Origin of the sequence: Paenibacillus castaneae (assembly GCF_002884445.1) — a bacterium.
GTDB lineage: Bacteria > Bacillota > Bacilli > Paenibacillales > Paenibacillaceae > Pristimantibacillus > Pristimantibacillus castaneae.
The window spans coordinates 1,445,123-1,464,314 of sequence record NZ_KZ614144.1 but is presented as its reverse complement, the minus strand read 5'-3'; the positions used below and the strand labels follow the sequence as shown (position 1 = coordinate 1,464,314).

Genomic DNA, 19,192 nt, shown 5'->3' with positions numbered 1-19,192 from the left:
ATAATCACTTATAATTATTTAATTTTCTCAATACTAATTTCCTTGATTTTATTATTAAAAATTGCGTGAACAGTTTCAGTAGTAATATTCTTAACTTGAATGATATTATGTGCCCAGCATTGAATCGTGTGCTGTAATTCATGAAACCCTTCACCAATACCAAGAGTTATGAAATAATCATTCTCTTGAATCTCTGGCCAATTAAGATACATCTTAACCAGATATTCTTTATTGGCCTCTATTTTGCCTACTTTAAGATTAGAACTCAATGTATTTTCGCCGAATATGGCGTTTCCGTATTTATCATTAACTAAATATCCGAAAATTAATTCAGTTGTTTCTTTAAAACAGGCTATTCGCATATTTATTTCTACTATAGATTCTTTTGTAACGTATCCTTTATATTCTTCGCCATTTACCATGAATTTAATAGACTTAATTACTACTTCTCCTGCTCCTCCTAAAGCTTCCTTGTCAATTGCAGTCCAATTAGTATCGTCTATACTGGCAGTAATCTGAATAAGATCATCTGAATTCAATTCACTGTTGCTTTGGAAAACTTTTGAATGTACCCTTTTAGTATAAAATTCAATTGCCTTTAGCGGTTCACCGTAAAATACAACCTCACCCCTTGAGAGGACGAGTACATTATCAGCCATACTTGCAATAGAAGAAAGATCATGTGATACTAGTATTTTTGTAACATCATCCATATTCTCTTTCATATATCGATTACATTTTTGCTGAAAGAATACGTCTCCCACAGATAATGCCTCATCTACAATCAATATCTCCGGTTTAAAGCTGATCATAACGGAAAAAGCTAATCTCGCAAACATCCCACTAGAATAGGTTTTAACTGGTCTATTAATAAAATCACCAATATCAGCAAAATCAATGATCTGTTTTAATTTCTCATTCATTTGGTCTTTAGTAAATCCACGCATTGTACCATTAAGAAAGATGTTTTCATAACCTGTATACTCCATGTTAAATCCCGTTCCTAGCTCCAAGAGAGCTGCAACATGTCCTTCTACTTTCTTAGTCCCTGAGCTTTCAGTTAACACTCCCGAGATAATTTTCAATAAAGTTGATTTCCCTGAGCCATTCTCTCCAATAATACCTAAGGTCTCACCTTTTTTAATACTAAGAGAAACATCCTTTAGCGCAATAAATTCAACGTGTTTCTTTTTCCCTAAAATTGATTCCTGAACTCGGTCAATAGGTTTTGAATACAATTTATACTTTTTAGAAATATTATTTAATTGAATTGATATCTCGCTCATTATATCCTCCACTATAAAACATCTGCAAAATGTGGTTTCAGCCTTTTAAATAGCTTATAACCAATAAATAATATTATCGTAGAAATGCACCAAAAATAGAACGATTGGTTATATCTGTGCCAAAACCAAACATTTTCTATAAATGTATCTCGATAACCCTCTACAAGGTAATAAACGGGATTTAACTTGAACAAATAAATGTATTTATCTGGTATTATTTCAGATGACCATACAATTGGAATTAACCAAAATCCAATCTGAACTGCAATCCCCACCAATTGACCAATATCTCTAATAAAGACTACCAGTGAAGAAGTAATTAATCCTATACCCGTTAATAAATAAATACTACAAAACAGATAATATAAAAATTGAATATTAGTAATATCCGGTTTAACTCCATTTGTTAATAAAATAACACCTAAAATAATTAAGAAAATAATGTGGTTATACAATGAAGAAATTATCTTTACAATGGGTAGAATGCCTATTCTAAACGATACCTTTTTCACAAGATAACTATATTCCAAGAAACTATTACTTGAAGTAGAAACACTTTCAGAAACCAAAAACCACATAACCATTCCACAAGCAAGCCATACGATAAATGGGGTGCCATCCGGTCTAGCACCAGATCTAAAACCAATTTCAAAAACAAACCAATACACTAATAAGGTTATTAATGGATTTGCTATTCCCCAAACGATTCCTAGATATGAAGCTGCATAACGAACTTTAAAATCGTTTTTAGAAAGTTCGAATATTAATCTAATCGTAGTTTTTATGTTTTTCATTTTATCAACCATCCAATTTCGTTCTATAAATTAACAGAAACATTCCTTTTATAATATTTAACAATTTCTTCAATGCCTTGCTCTACTGAGTATTTAGGCGACCAATCTAGTTCATGAAATGCTAATTTATTGTCAAGAACACTATGTAAAATATCACCAACTCTACTAGTTGTACTTATTGGTTCTATTTTTTTAATCCCCATAGATTCTGTTAACATAGCATAAAGAGCTTTGATACTTATTCTTGTATTTGTCGAAATATTACACGTTTTTTTACTACCAAGAAAGAGCGCACTATAATTTGCTCTCGCAACATCTTTAACATAAATAAAATCTCTAGTTTGTTCACCGTCACCATGAATGACTGGAACCTCACCTGACAGTAATTTATTCAAAAAAATAGAAACTACTCCTCCCTCACCTTTAGAACTCTGCCTCTCACCATATACATTCGAATATCTTAGTATTGTATAATCAAAATCATACAAAGTAGAATATGTTTTAATATATTGTTCTGGTGTGAACTTAGATATGCCGTAACAAGATAGTGGGGTAATTGGATGTTTCTCATCTATACTTAAATATTCAGGCACTCCATAGATAGCAGCAGAGGAAGCATATACTATCTTTTTTGTATTATATTTAACACAATGATTCAATAAATTAATAGTACCTACTATATTTGATTTAGAATCTGATATAGGGTCTATCATTGAAGAATTTACATCGACTTGTGCCGCATGATGGATAACATAATCCGGTCTAAATTCTTTAAATTCATATTCAAGATTATCTAGAATATCTTTATTAATGAATGTAGCTTTCTGATTGATATTACTGATTTCTCCAGTTGATAAATCATCAATTATCATCACAGAATGGTTATTTTCAACTAGTAAATCAACGATATGAGAACCAATAAACCCAGCTCCACCAGTGACTATTATATTCATATTAGTTTCCCTCCGTATGTATCTTCTATTGAAAGAATATTAAAATCATTCTTATTTCCAGTATAAAATAATTAAGTTTAACTCCAATATTTTCGTCACTCTACCTTCGTTATCTTACCAAACTTCCTTCCATAATAATACCTTATTCTCCCTCCATTACTGAACAAATTGTTGAAATATTGATGTTTGTGTACGTTATTGCCAAAACTCTAATCCAACAAATATGTAAACTTCATACAAATCACTCCTTCTAATATAGTAATCTATTCCCTCTTTTGCTAAAATACACAGAGAAGATACCTAACTACATACTGATTATATAAATAGCGATGAGGAGTACATACGAATGAGCGCACGAAAAAAAACAATGAATAAAACGAATGCTTTAACGTCAAATCCACCGTTTTTAAAGTGGATCGGTACGATTGCGATAGCCCTATTTCTTATCATCTTTCCTTATGATAGAGGGTTGTTTAACGGGTATGAGCTGGGATTTGATTCTGCTCTTTATGGTGCCATGATTTATGGTTTCATTCTCCTCCTGCTAACTGCTGCTTTTATATCCCGAAGCTGGCAGCTCAATAGCTATCGAAGTATTTTGTCGATTGGTGTCCTTATACTTCCGCTTCTTTATTGGCTGTCTTCTTTTCAAGCCGTGTCGAAGTACTACGCCGTCTTTATGGCACTGATATTATTTCTGCTCTCTGCTCTATTCATAAGCGGTATGTATTTTGCAGAGTCCAAGCTCAATCGCAAAGTGATTGAGTATGCGTTAATGCTTACTTCTTATAGCATCGTGCTGTTTGGTTTATTGAATCTATTCGGTCAAATGTATTATAGAGATGCTTTATGGCTTGCACACGATGGTTATCGGCTAGCAGCCGTATTTCAATATTCGAATACTTATGCTGGGTTTTTAGCTGCATTATTTTTAGTTAGTATCTACTACGCTGTGCATTGCATCAGACCGTCCGCACGGATCATTCATGCAGCTATGCTGGTTCCGATATGGATTTCGTTCATGCTTACCTATTCACGCGGAGCTGTAGTCATTATTCCGATTATGGTGCTTATTCTTATTCCATTTCTACGTTTAACGAAACAAATTAATTATTTACTATTTCTCGTATTATCCGTTGTCGTTTCAATGAGTATTTTAGGCAAGCTAACCACTATTACAGAAGCAATTTCAAAGCTCGTACAACCTAATGAAGAGAAAGCACAAACCCCTATTTCACTATTCAGCTCTCTGCCTTTGCAAAGCTGGGGCTTGCTTCTATTGGGAATGGCCATCACAACTGGACTTATCATGCTCTACCATTATAAGGTTAATGTCCACGTAGAAGCGAAGATGAACAAGCTTGCAGCCCGCAAATGGTCCTTCGCTGCCGTTCCTGGAGCTATCATCGTCTTTACTGGAGCCGCCATTGGCGCTCTCACGAGCAGCAGCGCAGTGCGTGGACTGCTCCCCGATAAGATTGCTGTTCGCTTTGAAAACATTAATTTTCAGCAGCATAGCGTGTTAGAACGTCTCACTTTCTATAAAGATGGTCTCCGCGTAGCAGAGGATTATCCCCTGCTTGGTGGGGGCGGTGGAGCTTGGCAAGCTATGTTCGAGCAATACCAGAACAACCCTTATTGGAGCAGACAAGCACACAGTTATTTTGTCCAGGTTCTGGTGGAGTCTGGCTGGATTGGCCTAATCGCTTTAGTTGGACTCATTGGATTTGTTTATTATTTATACATTCGCTCATTTATCCGTTTTCCAGAGCTGCGAGGCAGTCATTTCATCTTTTTTATTATGTCGTTAACGCTCTTAATGCACAGCGCGCTTGATTTCGATATGAGCTTTATCTTTATAAGCGCAATCGTCTTTGTATCTCTTGGCTGCATGCTGGCACCCTATAGCAGCAAGCTTATGATCGAGAGCTTGACTAATAAAACGAAGAAAAGCTGGCAAAAGATCATCTATCCTGCTGCAATAGGCTTGCTCTCTATCGTGTTGCTAGTGACAGCTATACGTGAAAACACCGCTATCCAGAAATACAATAAAGCTTTTAGTTTAGCGGTTCAACAGCAAACATCTTTAAGCGAGCTTCTTATATTAATCAATAAAGCTATTGCAATCTCTCCTAAACATACTGATTTTTCACTAACGAAAGCGAATTGGCTTGAGCAGGGTTATAGGCAAATAGATGAATTTGATATGCTGGACGAAGCTTTAGCTACACTAAAGCTTGCTCAGAAATATGATCCGTATAATCGTATTATTATTATGACAAACTACCGTCTGCTTCAGGAAAAAGGACAATTGGAACAATCAATCGCAATGCTTGAGGAAGGTTTAAGCAAATTCCCATGGGATATTAATATCTATGAAGCTGTTATCACCTCCTATGTAACAGCCAGCAAGAACGCTCTAGCGGCAAACGATACCGCTGCTGCGAGTCAATACAAGGAACGTGTTGACCAACTTTCTAGTGAAATTCAGCGGAGAATGGATCAGCTTGCTTCTCTTCCTCCTGAACAGCAGCAAGGTCGAGCTTTCGCCTTCACAGAAGCGATAAATGAAGCTATCTCTCAGCTTGAGATAGCTTCAACCCAATAATTAAACCCTTTCATAAGACTGTCCATCCGCTTAACTTTTGCGGCATGGGCAGTCTTTCTTCTTTTTTCGATTCATTATTGGCATGTTTTAAGACTGCTAAGAATAAATAGCAATAGAACGTTCTGATTCACTTTTCTCGTATCTTGGCAGAAAGGGGAAATCATTTGAGACGAGCGCGAAAGCCTACATGGTCTTTTGTGGTGATGCGCGGCGCTGACAAAACCGTTAAGCAATTTCATGTAACGAAGCGATCGGTATTTGCCGTTCCTACAATAGCAATTCTCGCGGTTTCGGGCTGTTTTGGAGGTTTGCTATTGAAATCAGCTTATGAGCTGCGGAATTTGGAGGAGCAATTATCGAGGCAGGATGCTCTCCTTGCACATACGGTATCCGAAAAGGATGAAGTTATCGATTCCTTGCAGCAGGATATACTTGGGCTGTCGCGCCAAGCGCAAGAGCTGAACAGTAAGGTTGACGAGCTGCATGAGCTGGAGCTTAGGCTTAAGCAGTTTATTGAAAAGTACGGAAGCTCCATTCCTTCATCAAGCAGCACGGAACAGAAGCTATCAACCTCACGAATACCAGCTATTGCGAAGCTATCCAGCTCCGGCACCAGCAATTATAAGATGAAGCAAATAGCTGCAATCTCCCAGCAAACCGATCTTGACTTGCAATTATTAAATGTCATGGTAGACAGCATGGAACAATCCATGGCGCTTACACTTCAGCATGCGCAAGAGAGACGAATGATGGTGGACGCTTATCCTTCAGGCTGGCCAACCAAAACCATATCTATTACTTCAGGATTTGGTTACCGCAGTGATCCTTTCACTGGCCGAATGACCTTCCATGCAGGCATTGATATAATAGGCATGCTTGGCGACCCCGTATTTAGTGCAGCAGACGGCGTAGTGTCAGAAACAGGGTTTGATAAATCCCTTGGCAATTATATTATTATTGATCATTTAGGGGGATTGCAAAGCGAATACATGCACTTGAAACAAAGTATGGCTAAGGAAGGCGATCTTGTCGTCCGCGGTGAGAAAATCGGGTTGCTGGGCTCAAGCGGCAGAAGCACGGGCCCTCATTTGCATTTTCAAATTTATCAAAAGAAGGTCGCTGTTAATCCTTTACCTTTTCTCGCTAATGAAAGCTAATCACATTCAATATGAAGGAGGAATAATCAAGATGTTCAAAGAAAACAAACGGCTTGCAGCAACGGATACTTTAATCGGGCAGGGCACGCTCGGCGAAGGAAAAATAATTTGTGAAGCCAGTCTACGCATTGAAGGAGAGTATCGCGGCGATATCGAGTGCAAGGGAGACGTTATTATAGGAGAATGCGGTATCGCCAGATCAAACATTACAGCTCGCGATGTGACCGTTGCAGGAAAGGTTTTCGGTGATATTCTAACAACAGGCCGGCTAATCATTACCTCCTCCGGTCATCTGAGCGGCAATATTACCGCCCATACGCTTATCGTACAAGATGGAGGAATGCTTAACGGCAAGTGCAGCATGGAGAAAGCACCGGATCCCAAAAACCGTTCAGTAGCCGAATCGGAACCGCCTATTCTGCATGGCAAGGAACCGAATGCAAAGGAAACTAAAGAGAAATCACGTCAAGCTGGATAACGATTCTTTTTAACTCAATAGATCCCCAACAAAAAAAGCCGTTTCATGCATGTAACTCATCGAGATGAGCACAGCTATGAAACGGTTTTTTTAAGTTGGTATTAAGCCGATATATCCCGCTTGTTAAACACATACCAGGTTAAAGCAATAAATAGAACGTAGTATGCACCGATTATACTTAATGAGAAGCTGAGGCTTGAACCGCTGCCATCCTCCAATACGGTGCTTCCAATATATTTAGTCAGATCTAGATGCATGAATAACAAATAATTGATCCACTCATAATCCAGCATGGCCAGCAGTGGGACGAAGCTGCTGACACCTAACAGCAAGAACAAGGATAAACCAATTGCCAGCCCGCTGCTCCGAAAAATCGTTGACAGCATAAAGGCTAGTGTCATAGTCACCATCAATGTAATAAACTTCATGCCATAAAATCTAAGCAAATAGGCAAATGGCGCCATTTCTCCAGGCAAAGGCACCGTACTTTGTTTAGCCGCGTCTGATGGATTAAGCCCAAAGAGCAGCCAGTTCAACAATAATGAGCTTGCGAATAGGATGATTGTAAGCAAGGCCGCATACAGAGCGTTGGATATGTACTTCGATAACAATACTTTTGATCTGGACCAGGGACGGATGAGCAGCAGCTTAATGGTCCCGCTTGTGAACTCCTCGGCTACACTGCCAGCAGAGACGACAACCGTAAATATGGTCACTAGTAAAAATAAAACAAATGACTCCATCGATATAACATCCCACATCGATGTCTCTCCCTTGCTGAATATTCGCCACATAATCGAAATAAACAGCACCAGAGTGACCATTATAAGCGTCATCACCCATGTTCGAGGTCGACGATATATTTTCATATTCTCATTTCGAACAAGTTGTAAAAAATCAACCAATGCGCTCTCCTCCTGTCACTTCCAAGAACTGGTCTTCAAGTGATTTCACCTGCGCGCGTATGCTGTACACCTTGATGGCGGCAGCTACCAGCGTCGCATTAATGAAGGCCGTGCCTTCTCTATTCGCCTCAATTGAAATAGAATGATTACCCTCAGCAGCAGCGTTTAGCCCTGCAGCTAGCAGTGCCTCTATTGCCCCTTGCTGGCGATCCACCTCTATCAACATATGTGAAATGTCTGCTCGCGTCTCGTCTCCCTTAATCGTACGTACATCAATCAGTTTGCCATTCTGAATAATAGCGACGCGGTCGCACATCAGCTCCATCTCAGAGAGCAAATGGCTTGAGACGAATACGGCAAGACCTTCCTCCTTGGACAGCAAGCGCAAATAATCTCGAAGCTCACGTATTCCAGCGGGATCCAGTCCGTTTGTTGGCTCATCCAGAATAAGCAATCTAGGCTTATGCAGAATCGCCTGAGCTACTCCCAGCCGCTGCCTCATCCCCAGCGAGTAGGTTTTCACCTTATCTCGAATGCGTCCCTCTAGGCCGACAAGCTTGACGACCTCAAGTATGCGATGCTCCGTAATGCCCGGAATCATTCTTGCATAATGGACTAAATTATCATAGCCGCTTAAGTATTTATACATTTCGGGATTTTCTACAATCGCACCTACATGACGAATGGCTTTCTCATATTCCTTTGTTATGCTGTACCCGCCAATCAAAATTTCACCGGCCGTTAGAGACATTAAGCCAACCATCATTCTAATTGTAGTCGTCTTACCCGAGCCATTGGGACCGAGGAAACCGAATACTTCTCCTAGCGGCAAGTCAAGTGTCAGTTGATCAATAATGGTGCGGCTGCCGATTTTTTTAGTTACATTTTGTAATTTAACAATAGGCTGTTCCATCACTCTGCTCCTCCTCTTTAAGAAAATCCTTATTAGTATAAACCATTAAGGAAACAAATGGTAGTTACCAAAAATTGCCTCCTCCTACAGCGGAGCTGTAGTGAGGAGGCAATCATTATTATTTGCTCGATAAGGCTGCACAACATGTTCGGCAACTTTGGCATCCGCACGAAGGAACATTTTATAGTCATAGTTACTAGTCTTGCCTGATAATCCAGCCATAGCATCCAGCTTATCCTGCTCGATACTGCATGAGATGCAATAACCCATTCGATGCACTACTCGGAAAAATCCTGTTCTAAACAATATATCCGCCTCAGGCTTGGAAACCATCTCTCCGCAACTAACACAATAAAAACGGTCCTTTGAACACATCATCCGATAGATCGCTTCCTCTCTATTTCGTAATGATTGTATCAAACCTTCGTTATAAAAGATGCCGTTCTATATGGCAGATGTTCGATTATGTTGACGCTTCGCAATCCATCTGAAAAATTTGGTCCAAAAAGGGATTTGCAGAACGGCTGCCTCTAATAGAAGAGACTGCCAGTTATCCACATATACGATTTTCCCATTACGATGAACAGCAGTTAATTTACCGATAATTTGTGAGAAAGGAACAGGCTTCTCCGGCACATCATAGGTATCTCCTCGAAAGGTATAAAGTACCGACTGCTGGTCATCGTCTATATCAATGATGCGATAAAGCAATAGACGTCCAGCATCACTTTCAAATAAGCATATATCTCCGATCTGCAGCCTATCTTGCTGAACGCGAACGAATGTAGACATATTCCCTTCCCGCAAAAAAGGATACATTGCGTTACCGTAGCATGTCACGTCAATAGAGCCTCGAATCTCAATAACCTTTGCGATAATGACAGCAAGCTCGTTCCTGCCAACCATCCTCTAGTCCCCTATACCCAATTATATTGATTCGTAATTTCTTCCCATGTATGGCCCAGCCTAATCGTATCATCGTCCTGAATACTACTGCCAGTCTGCACCTCGATTAGCTCCATATCCGTAGCCGCACGCAAGCTGTGCCTTGATCGTTCAGGTATTTGGACAGCATCACCGGTCACGACAGAACGGTAAGCTTCATCCTGAATGAGGAGCCCTTCCCCAGAAAGAATCGTCCATACTTCCTTTCTTTTGAAATGCATATGATAGCTGAAATTGTGGCCTGCAGCGATGAATACTCGTCTAATGATTACCTGTTCCCCAGATGCTGATATCATTGAATCAATAATCTTGGCATGTCCCCAGCGTCGTTCCTCATATTTAGGCCGCTCGTTCATTTTCTGCAGCTTTTCATGGAGGATGGAGCCTGAGTCCTTCGTTGTTACAAGAATACCATCGAGGCTTGCCGCTACGATTACATTTTTTAATCCAACAACCGTAATCGGAATATCCAGTTCGTTGATAAGCTGACACTGCTCGCAATCATCCGATAATTCGCCCATGCCTAGACGCTGGAACGTTATCTCCTCCGACAACGATCTCCATGTGCCAAGATCCTTCCATGCTCCTTCATAGCAAACGACGGATATGGAACCGAGTTTTTGAGAGATTTCGGATTCAAAGCTCGATTTGGACAGCTTACAGTACTGCTTATAAAGCTCATCATAATGAATCGGCATACCGTGAGCAATCAGTGACGAGATCATAAAATGAAGCTGGAATACATAAATGCCGCTATTCCATAATGCTCCCTCCCTAATCCATGCTTCGGCTTCCGCTTCAAATGGCCGTTCTTTAAGGACTTTAACATTCTGAGCTGCTAAACCAGCAGAAGCGTGAGAATAATGATTTTTCTCCGGAATAATATAACCGTATTGCTCCGCAGGATAGCTTGGCCTTATCCCAACCATAATCATCTCTGATTTACTTTGTCTGAAGAGGTTCGGAATATGACGGACATATGTGAAAAAATCACTTTCCACATAAGTATCAACCGGTATTACAATAATGGTTTCATTTAAGGCAGCTCCTGCTATTGAATACAAATAAGCAGCTGCTAGTGCGGCCGCCGGGAAAGAGTCGCGTTGCTCTGGTTCAATGATAAGAGGAGCGCTTTCGCCCACCTGCCTCTGCACGACTTCTGCCTGTTGACGGCAGGTTGCAATCCGAGTATGCTCCTGCAGGTTTGCCTCCTTCAGCTGTCTCCATAACCGCTGCAGCATCGATTCCAAATGACCGTCTGGACCTTCGAGCACAGACAAATATTGCTTTGAACGCTTGCTATTGGATAAGGGCCACAGTCTTTTTCCAGATCCACCTGATAATAAAATAATTTTCAACGGATGCGCCCCTTCCAGCAATAGGTGTATTCACAACTAAAAAATACTAGCCGCTATTATAAATTCTTTTCGTATGTATCGGCCTATTGTATAAATGATGGATTTTTTGCTGCTGTGGCTGTCGTACTAGCAATTCGTGATTCATCACGCCGATAATTAAAGAGCGCATTGCATCTGAGCAGATGAATAAGACACCATGAACAAATTGATCGCCAGTCAGCGATTGCCATAAGATTCGTCCGCGAACAATTAGCTGAACATTCGAGATGGACATTCTCAGCTCAACCAAATAATTAGGCTGGATAGGCAGCTGCAAATTAGATATGAAACATAAACCGTTTTGACTAATATTTTGCATAAGAACCGTAGTTGTTGAACTCGTTAGCTGTCTGCCAGCCTTGTTGATTAATCGAAGTTCTGCCTGAACGCCGTCTGTGAAGTGAAGTCTTATATGCGCACGCGAGCTATTGTCTGAAGAAGTCGCCATCCTTCATTCCTCCATCATCATTGTCATCTATTACGCTACGGATTTCCCCTGCTAGAATGGTAGTTCTGCAAGGAATAATACAATAATTATACCCGAGTCGCCGGATGGAATTTGTCGGTTAGTGGACGCAGCTTTTTTCTATTTTGATGAAATTTTGTCGAAAAAAAGGGACTGCCACTTGCTGTGGTTGATCCACAACAGTGACAGTCCCTATTCTTGAATGACTTTATCCTTCTCCCCTATCAATAGACAGAGAGATGATATAGTTATTTCCCGCCTGCACGAGCAAGCTCTTTCTTATTTGCTTCGAAAGCCGCGAGCAATGCTTCTTCACCTTGCAATCCTGTATCTTCTGCTTTGCGAATTTGCTCGAGCATCCGCTTGTAGTCCTTAGGAATAACTTTTACGAATTTTGTAATGGAAGCATCCCAATCCTTTAAGATACGGGAACCAACAGCGCTCTCCGTGCACGCAGTATGCCGCTCGATCAATCCACGAAGCTCTGCAATGTCTTCCGGCTCCTCAAGACGCTCCAGCAATACCATTTCCAAATTGCAAAGGTTGTAGAATTCGCCATTCGCATCATAAATATATGCCACGCCTCCGGACATGCCAGCTGCGAAGTTGCGTCCTGTTTGGCCTAGAATGACTACACGGCCGCCCGTCATATATTCACAGCCATGATCGCCTACGCCTTCAACAACTACACTAGCGCCGCTGTTCCGAACGGCAAAACGCTCGCCGGCTGCACCGCGAATGTATGCTTGCCCGCTAGTAGAGCCGTATAGCGCGGTATTGCCGATAATGACATTCTCCTCAGCAACAAACGTAGCTTTCGGCGATGGAGCAACAATTAGCTTGCCGCCCGAGAGCCCTTTACCGAAATAGTCATTGGAATCACCCTCGATGGAAAGTGTAATACCCTTCGGTACGAATGCGCCAAAGCTCTGTCCTGCGGTACCCACAAAGTGATACGAAATCGTATCCTCGGGCAGGCCAGCTGCCCCGTAACGGCGAGTTACCTCGCTTCCAAGAATCGTTCCGACAACACGATTCGTATTAAGAATCGGGAACGCTGCCTGTACGCGCTCACCTCTTTCAAGCGCTGCTTGTGCCCGAGGCACGAGCTGCTGCATATCAAGTGAAAGCTCAAGCCCGTGATTCTGCTGTTGAACATTATAACGTACAGCATCCTTCGGCAAATCCGCTTCATATAGCATGCCGCTAAGATCAATGCCTTTCGCTTTGTAATGCTCAAGCAATTGATTCGTTTCCAGAATATCAACGCGTCCAACCATTTCTTGAATGGTGCGAAAGCCAAGCTCTGCCATAATTTCACGCAGCTCTTCAGCAATGAAACGCAAATAATTTACAACATGGCTTGGATCACCCATAAATTTCTTGCGAAGCTCAGGATTTTGTGTAGCTACGCCAACGGGACAAGTATCCAATTGACATACACGCATCATGATGCAGCCAAGTACGATGAGCGGAGCAGTAGAGAACCCATATTCTTCAGCGCCAAGCAATACTGCTATCGCAACATCACGGCCATTCATCATTTTGCCGTCTGTTTCAAGCACGACGCGATCACGAAGATTGTTCAGCATAAGCGTCTGATGTGTTTCAGCAAGGCCAAGCTCCCACGGAAGACCAGCATGACGGATCGAGCCCATTGGAGATGCTCCCGTTCCGCCGTCATAGCCGCTGACCATTATGACATCGGCGCGTCCTTTAGCTACTCCTGCAGCAATTGTCCCTACGCCTACACCGGATACGAGCTTCACATTGATGCGTGCGAGCGGATTAGCGTTTTTCAAATCATGAACAAGCTCCGCCAAATCCTCGATCGAATAAATATCATGATGCGGCGGCGGCGAGATTAGACCTACACCAGGAGTAGAGCCGCGAACCTCCGCTACCCACGGGTAAACTTTAAGGCCAGGCAGCTGTCCGCCTTCACCAGGCTTCGCGCCTTGGGCCATTTTTATTTGAATTTCATCGGCATTCACCAAGTAGTTGCTCGTTACGCCGAAACGTCCCGATGCAACTTGCTTAATTGCGCTGCGTCTTGAGTCGCCGTTAGCGTCAGGAATGAAACGAGCTGGATCCTCGCCGCCCTCGCCCGTATTCGATTTACCGCCTAGACGATTCATCGCAATAGCTAGGCTCTCATGCGCTTCCTTGCTGATCGAGCCGAATGACATCGCACCCGTCTTGAACCTTTTCACGATCGACTCTAATGATTCCACTTCCTCAATCGGAACCGATTGACGGCCTTGTTTAAATTTCAGCAAAGAGCGCAGCGTTAGATGCTTCTTATCCTCGCCTTGCACAAGTGCAGAAAATTTCTTGTAAAGCTTGTAGTCGTTAGAGCGTGCTGCCATCTGCAGCGTATGAATCGTCTGAGGCGTAAATAGATGATCCTCGCCGTCTTTGCGCCATTGGTATTCACCGCCGGAATCAAGCTCCTTCTCGCTGCCCTCTTGTTCCGAGAACGCACGGTTATGGTGCTTTAACGTCTCTTCCGCAATAACATCAAGGCCTATACCGCCAATACGGGACGGCGTCCACGTAAAGTACTCATTTATGACATCCTCTTTCAAACCGAGCGCTTCAAAAATTTGGGCGCCACGATAGGATTGGATCGTCGAAATTCCCATTTTGGACAATATTTTAACGACGCCTTTAGTTGCAGCTTTTATTAAGTTTTTGACTGCCTTCTCATGCGATACGCCGCGGAGCATGCCTTGTCTGATCATATCATCAAGCGTTTCGAAGGCCAGATACGGATTTACGGCGTTAACGCCGTAGCCAAGCAGCAGCGCGAAATGATGCACTTCTCTAGGCTCGCCAGACTCCAGCAATATAGCAACCTTCGTCCTTGTTCCTTGACGAATCAGGTGATGATGCAAAGCCGACACAGCCAGCAAAGCCGGAATGGCAGCATTCTCTTTGTCAACGCCACGATCGGAGAGAATAAGCAGGTTATGGCCTTTGGCAATAACCCGGTCTGCTGCTTCACACATTTGGGTAAGCGCAAATCGCAGACCCTCTTCGCCTTTGCTCGCTTCGAAGAAGATCGGAAGCGTAATCGAACGAAAGCCCGGGCGGCGCACATGGCGCAGCTTCGCGAACTGCTCATTGGACAAGATTGGCGTTTCCAGCTTGATATGACGGGAGCTCTCCGGCTCCGGGTTCAGCAGGTTGCGCTCTGGCCCGATTGTCGTGCCAGTTGCTGTAATAATTTCCTCCCGAATCGCATCAATTGGCGGGTTCGTTACTTGAGCAAACAACTGCTTAAAGTAGTTGTAAAGACGCTGTGGACGCTCAGACAAAACAGCAAGCGGTGCGTCATAGCCCATTGAGCCAATAGGCTCTGCGCCGCTGCCAGCCATCGGCTCAAGCACTTTGCGTATATCCTCAAAAGTGTATCCGAAGGCTTGCTGTCTCATTTGCACAGTAGCATGATCCGGCTCAGGCAATTCCGGCGCATCCGGCAATTCCTCCAGATCAACGAGATGCTCATTTAGCCACTCGCGGTAAGGATGCTCTGTTTCAATCTCCGCTTTCACTTCCTCATCCGAAATGATGCGGCCTTGTTCGGTATCAACTAGAAGCATGCGTCCAGGACGCAAGCGATCTTTGTACAATATATCCTCAGGCGGTATTTCAACAGTTCCCGCTTCTGATCCAAGAATGATATGATCATCCTTCGTTACATAATAACGGGCTGGGCGGAGACCATTACGGTCAAGTACCGCTCCTATTTTCACGCCGTCTGTAAAGCCAAGCGCAGCTGGTCCATCCCATGGTTCCATCAAGGTGCTGTGATATTCATAGAATGCTTTGCGCTCATCGCTCATGCTTTCATGGTTTGACCAAGGCTCTGGAACCATCATCATTGCGGCATGAGCCATGGAGCGACCGGATAAAAATAAAAATTCAAGCGTGTTGTCGAACATCGCCGTATCTGAACCATCCGGGTTAATAATCGGTTTAATCTTCTCGATGTCGTCGCCAAATAATTCCGTTGCAAAGAGCGTTTGACGGGCATGCATCCAGTTCACGTTGCCGCGAAGCGTGTTGATCTCACCGTTATGAATCATATAATGGAAAGGATGTGCGCGCTCCCAGCTCGGGAACGTATTCGTACTGAAACGGGAGTGTACAAGCGCCATCGCCGATACAACCGACTCATTATTAAGCTCAGTGTAGAATGAACGGACCTGCTCCGTCGTAAGCATCCCTTTGTAAACGATTTTTCTGGAGGATAAGCTGGAGAAATAGAACATATTGCCGCCTTCTTTGCCGGCATATCGAATCGCAAGCTCAGCGCGCTTACGAATAATATATAATTTCCGTTCAAAAGCCATATTGTCTTGCAAGCTGGCATCCATGCCTATAAACAGCTGGCGTACATAAGGCTTAACAGCCAGTGCGGATTCACCAAGCTTCGCATCATCTGTTGGTACCGTTCTCCAACCGATTACGGTTTGATTCTCCTCTTGTACGATTGCTTCCACTTCACGCTCAATTTCGCTGCGAGCCGCTTCGTCCTGCGGCATAAAAATCATACCGACTGCGTATTGACCTTCCTTCGGAAGCACAATTCCCTGTTCTTCTAATTCCGCTGCAAAAAAAGCATGGGGAATTTGAAGCAATATGCCCGCACCATCCCCGGTATTCGGTTCGCTGCCTTGGCCGCCGCGATGCTCCATGTTCTCGAGCAGCATCAGCGCCTGAGTGATGACCTTGTGTGATTTGATTCCCTTGATGTTGGCCACGAAGCCCATGCCACAAGCATCTTTCTCGAATTGCGGATCATAAAGCCCCTGCTTAGGCGGCAATCCCAAAATATATTCTTTCATTGTGTGCAACCTTTCTATGAGAAGATTTTTGGGTAAGCGTGAACGTGTTGAAATAAGCATCGATGATTACGCATTACGCTTTATTGGACTTGTTTTATCATAGAATGGTAGTCAGCGAAGCGCATCAGCCTGCTCCTTGCCATTTATAAGTTAAACGATTTAAGCCGCTCCGGAAGAGCACTTACGTTTAGTTGATACATACCGAATTCGTATATCGCGACAATACGATTTATTATATTATTTTATCATCCGGCTATAGGGGAAGCAATTTAATATTTTTATAATTGTCGCCTAGATGTTTGTACTTTTTTACAGTAGGCAGAGCTGTTTTCACTCCATTTTTGAACTAACAATTTGTTTGGCGAAACGCGGCCTAACGATAGCAGACATCCGTTGTTTGCTCTTATTTTAGCAAAACAATGCGTGTTTTTTGTATAGCAAGTTAAGGAAGCTTTCAATTTGGGCTTTATAAGTAAAACTTTACGAAGAAAACATGACTAAAATGGTTCAAGGCGAGGTATGATTAGCGTAGATAAATCCAGTATTGGCTATCTTAATTGCGTGATTGCTTTATGAATACAACCTATACAGAACAGAAGCGCAGCATGCACTTTTCTCGCTTGCTGCGCTGGCCGAACATGTCAATGCTAGGTTATTTGTATTCCTTCTGAAGCTGCTGCAGCTGCTCAAGACCTTTGGAAGCCCAGCGCTGCAAGCGGTCAAGCGCTTCTATCTCAGCGGCCGTCGCCGCCTTCAATGAAGCGCTATAATCTGGTACTTGGCCCGAATAACGTTTTACATCACGTTTTAGCACCGTTGTTTTTTCTGTGTAGCTGAGAGCACGGCGTTCATGGAACATGGGAACATCCGGATTATACGGATTATGCAAATCACCCTGCTCGGGATGCTTCAATACGGCAAGCACCTTAACGAGCATACGCGGTCCATTAATCTCTACAAGCTCGCCTACATACTGGCCAGAACGAACCTCCGCTTGCACGATGTCTCCAATTGTTAGATTATGGTCAAATTGATTCATTTGTTCCATCGATCATTAACCCCATTTCTATTATTTCCTTCTGATAGTAAAATATATGTAATTATAGTTTGATCAAGGTTTCATATACTAATCATATACGTATACGCCGTTTAGGACAAATTATCCACCGCATTATTCGAAACGCTCGCGGATAAAACTTGTGTTAGTTGCTCCTGCATCGTAATATGGAAATAGAAAAGTAGGTGGAATGAATGCGTAAGAAAAGAGTGCTTCTGCTCTCTGAAGGCTTTGGCTCCGGTCATACTCAAGCTGCCTATGCGCTCGCAGTTGGATTAAAACAGCTGTGTCCGGGAATTCAAACCCGTGTCATCGAGCTTGGTAAATTCCTTAATCCGGTACTAGGTCCTTGGATCGTATCCGCATATCGGAAAACGGTAAGTAAGCAGCCTAAAATGGTAGGCCTTATGTACCGAAGCAATTATAAAAAATCATTTAATCGGCTTACGCAGCTGGCGCTTCATCGTATGTTTTACACACAAACATCGCAAGTCATATCGCAATTGAAGCCGGATCTTATTGTATGCACACATCCTGGACCTAATGCGGTGGTGGCGAGGCTTAAGCGACTAGGACTTGATATGCCGCTGTATACGCTGATTACAGACTATGATGCGCACGGCTCATGGGTCAGCAAGGAAGTGAACCGATATTTGGTTTCTTCATCACTTGTGAAAGACCGTCTCATCGAAAAAGGCGTACCTGCAAACAGCGTTGAGGTAACTGGCATTCCCGTTCATCCGAATTTCTGGCATACATATGATAAGGAAGCTGTTCGAGAGCAATTTCAATTAAAGGCCATTCCTACCGTTCTTATTATGGGCGGCGGATGGGGCATCATGTATGAAGATAATGCTCTGGAATATATGACGAAGTGGCGAGAGAGCACACAGCTTATTTATTGCGTTGGCTCTAATGAGAAGATGAAGGAAAAGATGCTGGCTGATCCTCTCTTTCAACACCCCAACATTCATGTTCTCGGCTTCACGCGTGAAGTGAACAAGCTTATGGATGTATCGGATTTATTGATCACGAAGCCAGGCGGGATGACCTGCACAGAAGGTATGAGCAAAGGGATACCTATGTTGTTTTACGATCCAATTCCTGGACAAGAAGAAGAAAACTGCGAATACTTCATAAGCAACGGCTACGGTGAAATGCTTGATTCGAATGATACCGTTGATAAATGGTTTTCGCTCATTCACGAGCCTTACGCTTCCGGCCAATTCAGGGACAGCTTACTAACGAAACGCAATCAACAATATGACCCGACGAATTGTCCAAACGCCGTCCTGCGCCTCATGCAGTGACGGCCTTCTTTTTTTCTCATTGAAATGAAGCATAAATTATAGTCCTTTATCCAAATAGTATATCTGAGTG

The 19,192-nt window shown here is 42.8% G+C and carries 15 protein-coding genes; 4 read left to right on the top strand and 11 right to left on the bottom strand.

The window, feature by feature from the left end; genetic code table 11:
• Positions 1 to 14 precede the first annotated feature (14 nt).
• Genes CEF13_RS06175 through CEF13_RS06165 form a run of 3 tightly spaced genes read right to left on the bottom strand, consistent with a single transcriptional unit; the run spans position 15 to position 3,033 of the window.
• Positions 15 to 1,286 (bottom strand): ABC transporter ATP-binding protein, encoded by a 1,272-nt coding sequence (locus CEF13_RS06175; protein ID WP_102709905.1) that lies wholly within the window; start codon positions 1,284 to 1,286, stop codon positions 15 to 17.
• 11 nt (positions 1,287 to 1,297) lie between these two features.
• Positions 1,298 to 2,080, bottom strand: a complete 783-nt coding sequence (locus CEF13_RS06170) for an ABC transporter permease (protein ID WP_102709904.1) — start codon at positions 2,078 to 2,080, stop codon at positions 1,298 to 1,300.
• 23 nt (positions 2,081 to 2,103) lie between these two features.
• A complete protein-coding gene (locus CEF13_RS06165; protein ID WP_102709903.1) occupies positions 2,104 to 3,033 on the bottom strand; it encodes an NAD-dependent epimerase/dehydratase family protein in 930 nt (309 codons plus the stop codon).
• Positions 3,034 to 3,379: 346 nt separating this feature from the next.
• Between CEF13_RS06165 and CEF13_RS06160 the strand changes: the two genes are divergently transcribed.
• The 3 genes from CEF13_RS06160 (at position 3,380) to CEF13_RS06150 (ending at position 7,276) form a co-directional block, all read left to right on the top strand.
• The gene (locus CEF13_RS06160; protein WP_102709902.1) at positions 3,380 to 5,641 is read left to right on the top strand and encodes an O-antigen ligase family protein; all 2,262 of its coding nucleotides are present in this window, start codon (positions 3,380 to 3,382) and stop codon (positions 5,639 to 5,641) included.
• A gap of 164 nt (positions 5,642 to 5,805) precedes the next feature.
• Positions 5,806 to 6,798, top strand: coding sequence for a M23 family metallopeptidase (locus tag CEF13_RS06155; protein WP_102709901.1), 993 nt, complete (start codon positions 5,806 to 5,808; stop codon positions 6,796 to 6,798).
• Between the two features lie 31 nt (positions 6,799 to 6,829).
• Positions 6,830 to 7,276: a bactofilin family protein gene (locus CEF13_RS06150; protein WP_102709900.1), complete on the top strand. Its 447-nt coding sequence runs from the start codon at positions 6,830 to 6,832 to the stop codon at positions 7,274 to 7,276.
• A gap of 101 nt (positions 7,277 to 7,377) precedes the next feature.
• On the opposite strand, the gene CEF13_RS06145 is transcribed toward CEF13_RS06150, so the two are convergent.
• The 8 genes from CEF13_RS06145 to kapB all read right to left on the bottom strand — a co-directional run bounded on the left by CEF13_RS06145 (position 7,378) and on the right by kapB (position 17,803).
• On the bottom strand, positions 7,378 to 8,181 hold the full coding sequence (locus tag CEF13_RS06145; protein WP_102709899.1) for an ABC transporter permease: 804 nt from the start codon (positions 8,179 to 8,181) through the stop codon (positions 7,378 to 7,380).
• On the bottom strand, positions 8,174 to 9,094 hold the full coding sequence (locus CEF13_RS06140) for an ABC transporter ATP-binding protein (protein WP_102709898.1): 921 nt from the start codon (positions 9,092 to 9,094) through the stop codon (positions 8,174 to 8,176). The genes CEF13_RS06145 and CEF13_RS06140 overlap by 8 nt, the downstream gene beginning before the upstream one ends.
• A gap of 84 nt (positions 9,095 to 9,178) precedes the next feature.
• Positions 9,179 to 9,472 carry a hypothetical protein gene (locus CEF13_RS06135; protein WP_102709897.1) on the bottom strand — a complete coding sequence of 98 codons (294 nt, stop codon included), beginning with the start codon at positions 9,470 to 9,472 and terminating at the stop codon, positions 9,179 to 9,181.
• Positions 9,473 to 9,538: 66 nt separating this feature from the next.
• Positions 9,539 to 10,000 carry a S24/S26 family peptidase gene (locus CEF13_RS06130; protein ID WP_102709896.1) on the bottom strand — a complete coding sequence of 154 codons (462 nt, stop codon included), beginning with the start codon at positions 9,998 to 10,000 and terminating at the stop codon, positions 9,539 to 9,541.
• Positions 10,001 to 10,011: 11 nt separating this feature from the next.
• Complete coding sequence (locus CEF13_RS06125) at positions 10,012 to 11,397, bottom strand: sugar phosphate nucleotidyltransferase (protein ID WP_146022682.1); 1,386 nt, start codon at positions 11,395 to 11,397, stop codon at positions 10,012 to 10,014.
• 46 nt (positions 11,398 to 11,443) lie between these two features.
• Positions 11,444 to 11,884 carry a PilZ domain-containing protein gene (locus CEF13_RS06120; RefSeq protein WP_102709894.1) on the bottom strand — a complete coding sequence of 147 codons (441 nt, stop codon included), beginning with the start codon at positions 11,882 to 11,884 and terminating at the stop codon, positions 11,444 to 11,446.
• 266 nt (positions 11,885 to 12,150) lie between these two features.
• Positions 12,151 to 16,755, bottom strand: a complete 4,605-nt coding sequence (gene gltB / locus CEF13_RS06115) for a glutamate synthase large subunit (RefSeq protein WP_102709893.1) — start codon at positions 16,753 to 16,755, stop codon at positions 12,151 to 12,153.
• A gap of 652 nt (positions 16,756 to 17,407) precedes the next feature.
• Complete coding sequence (kapB, locus tag CEF13_RS06110; protein ID WP_243864710.1) at positions 17,408 to 17,803, bottom strand: kinase-associated lipoprotein KapB; 396 nt, start codon at positions 17,801 to 17,803, stop codon at positions 17,408 to 17,410.
• Between the two features lie 203 nt (positions 17,804 to 18,006).
• Between kapB and CEF13_RS06105 the strand changes: the two genes are divergently transcribed.
• Complete coding sequence (locus CEF13_RS06105) at positions 18,007 to 19,122, top strand: MGDG synthase family glycosyltransferase (RefSeq protein WP_102709892.1); 1,116 nt, start codon at positions 18,007 to 18,009, stop codon at positions 19,120 to 19,122.
• Positions 19,123 to 19,192: the final 70 nt, after the last annotated feature.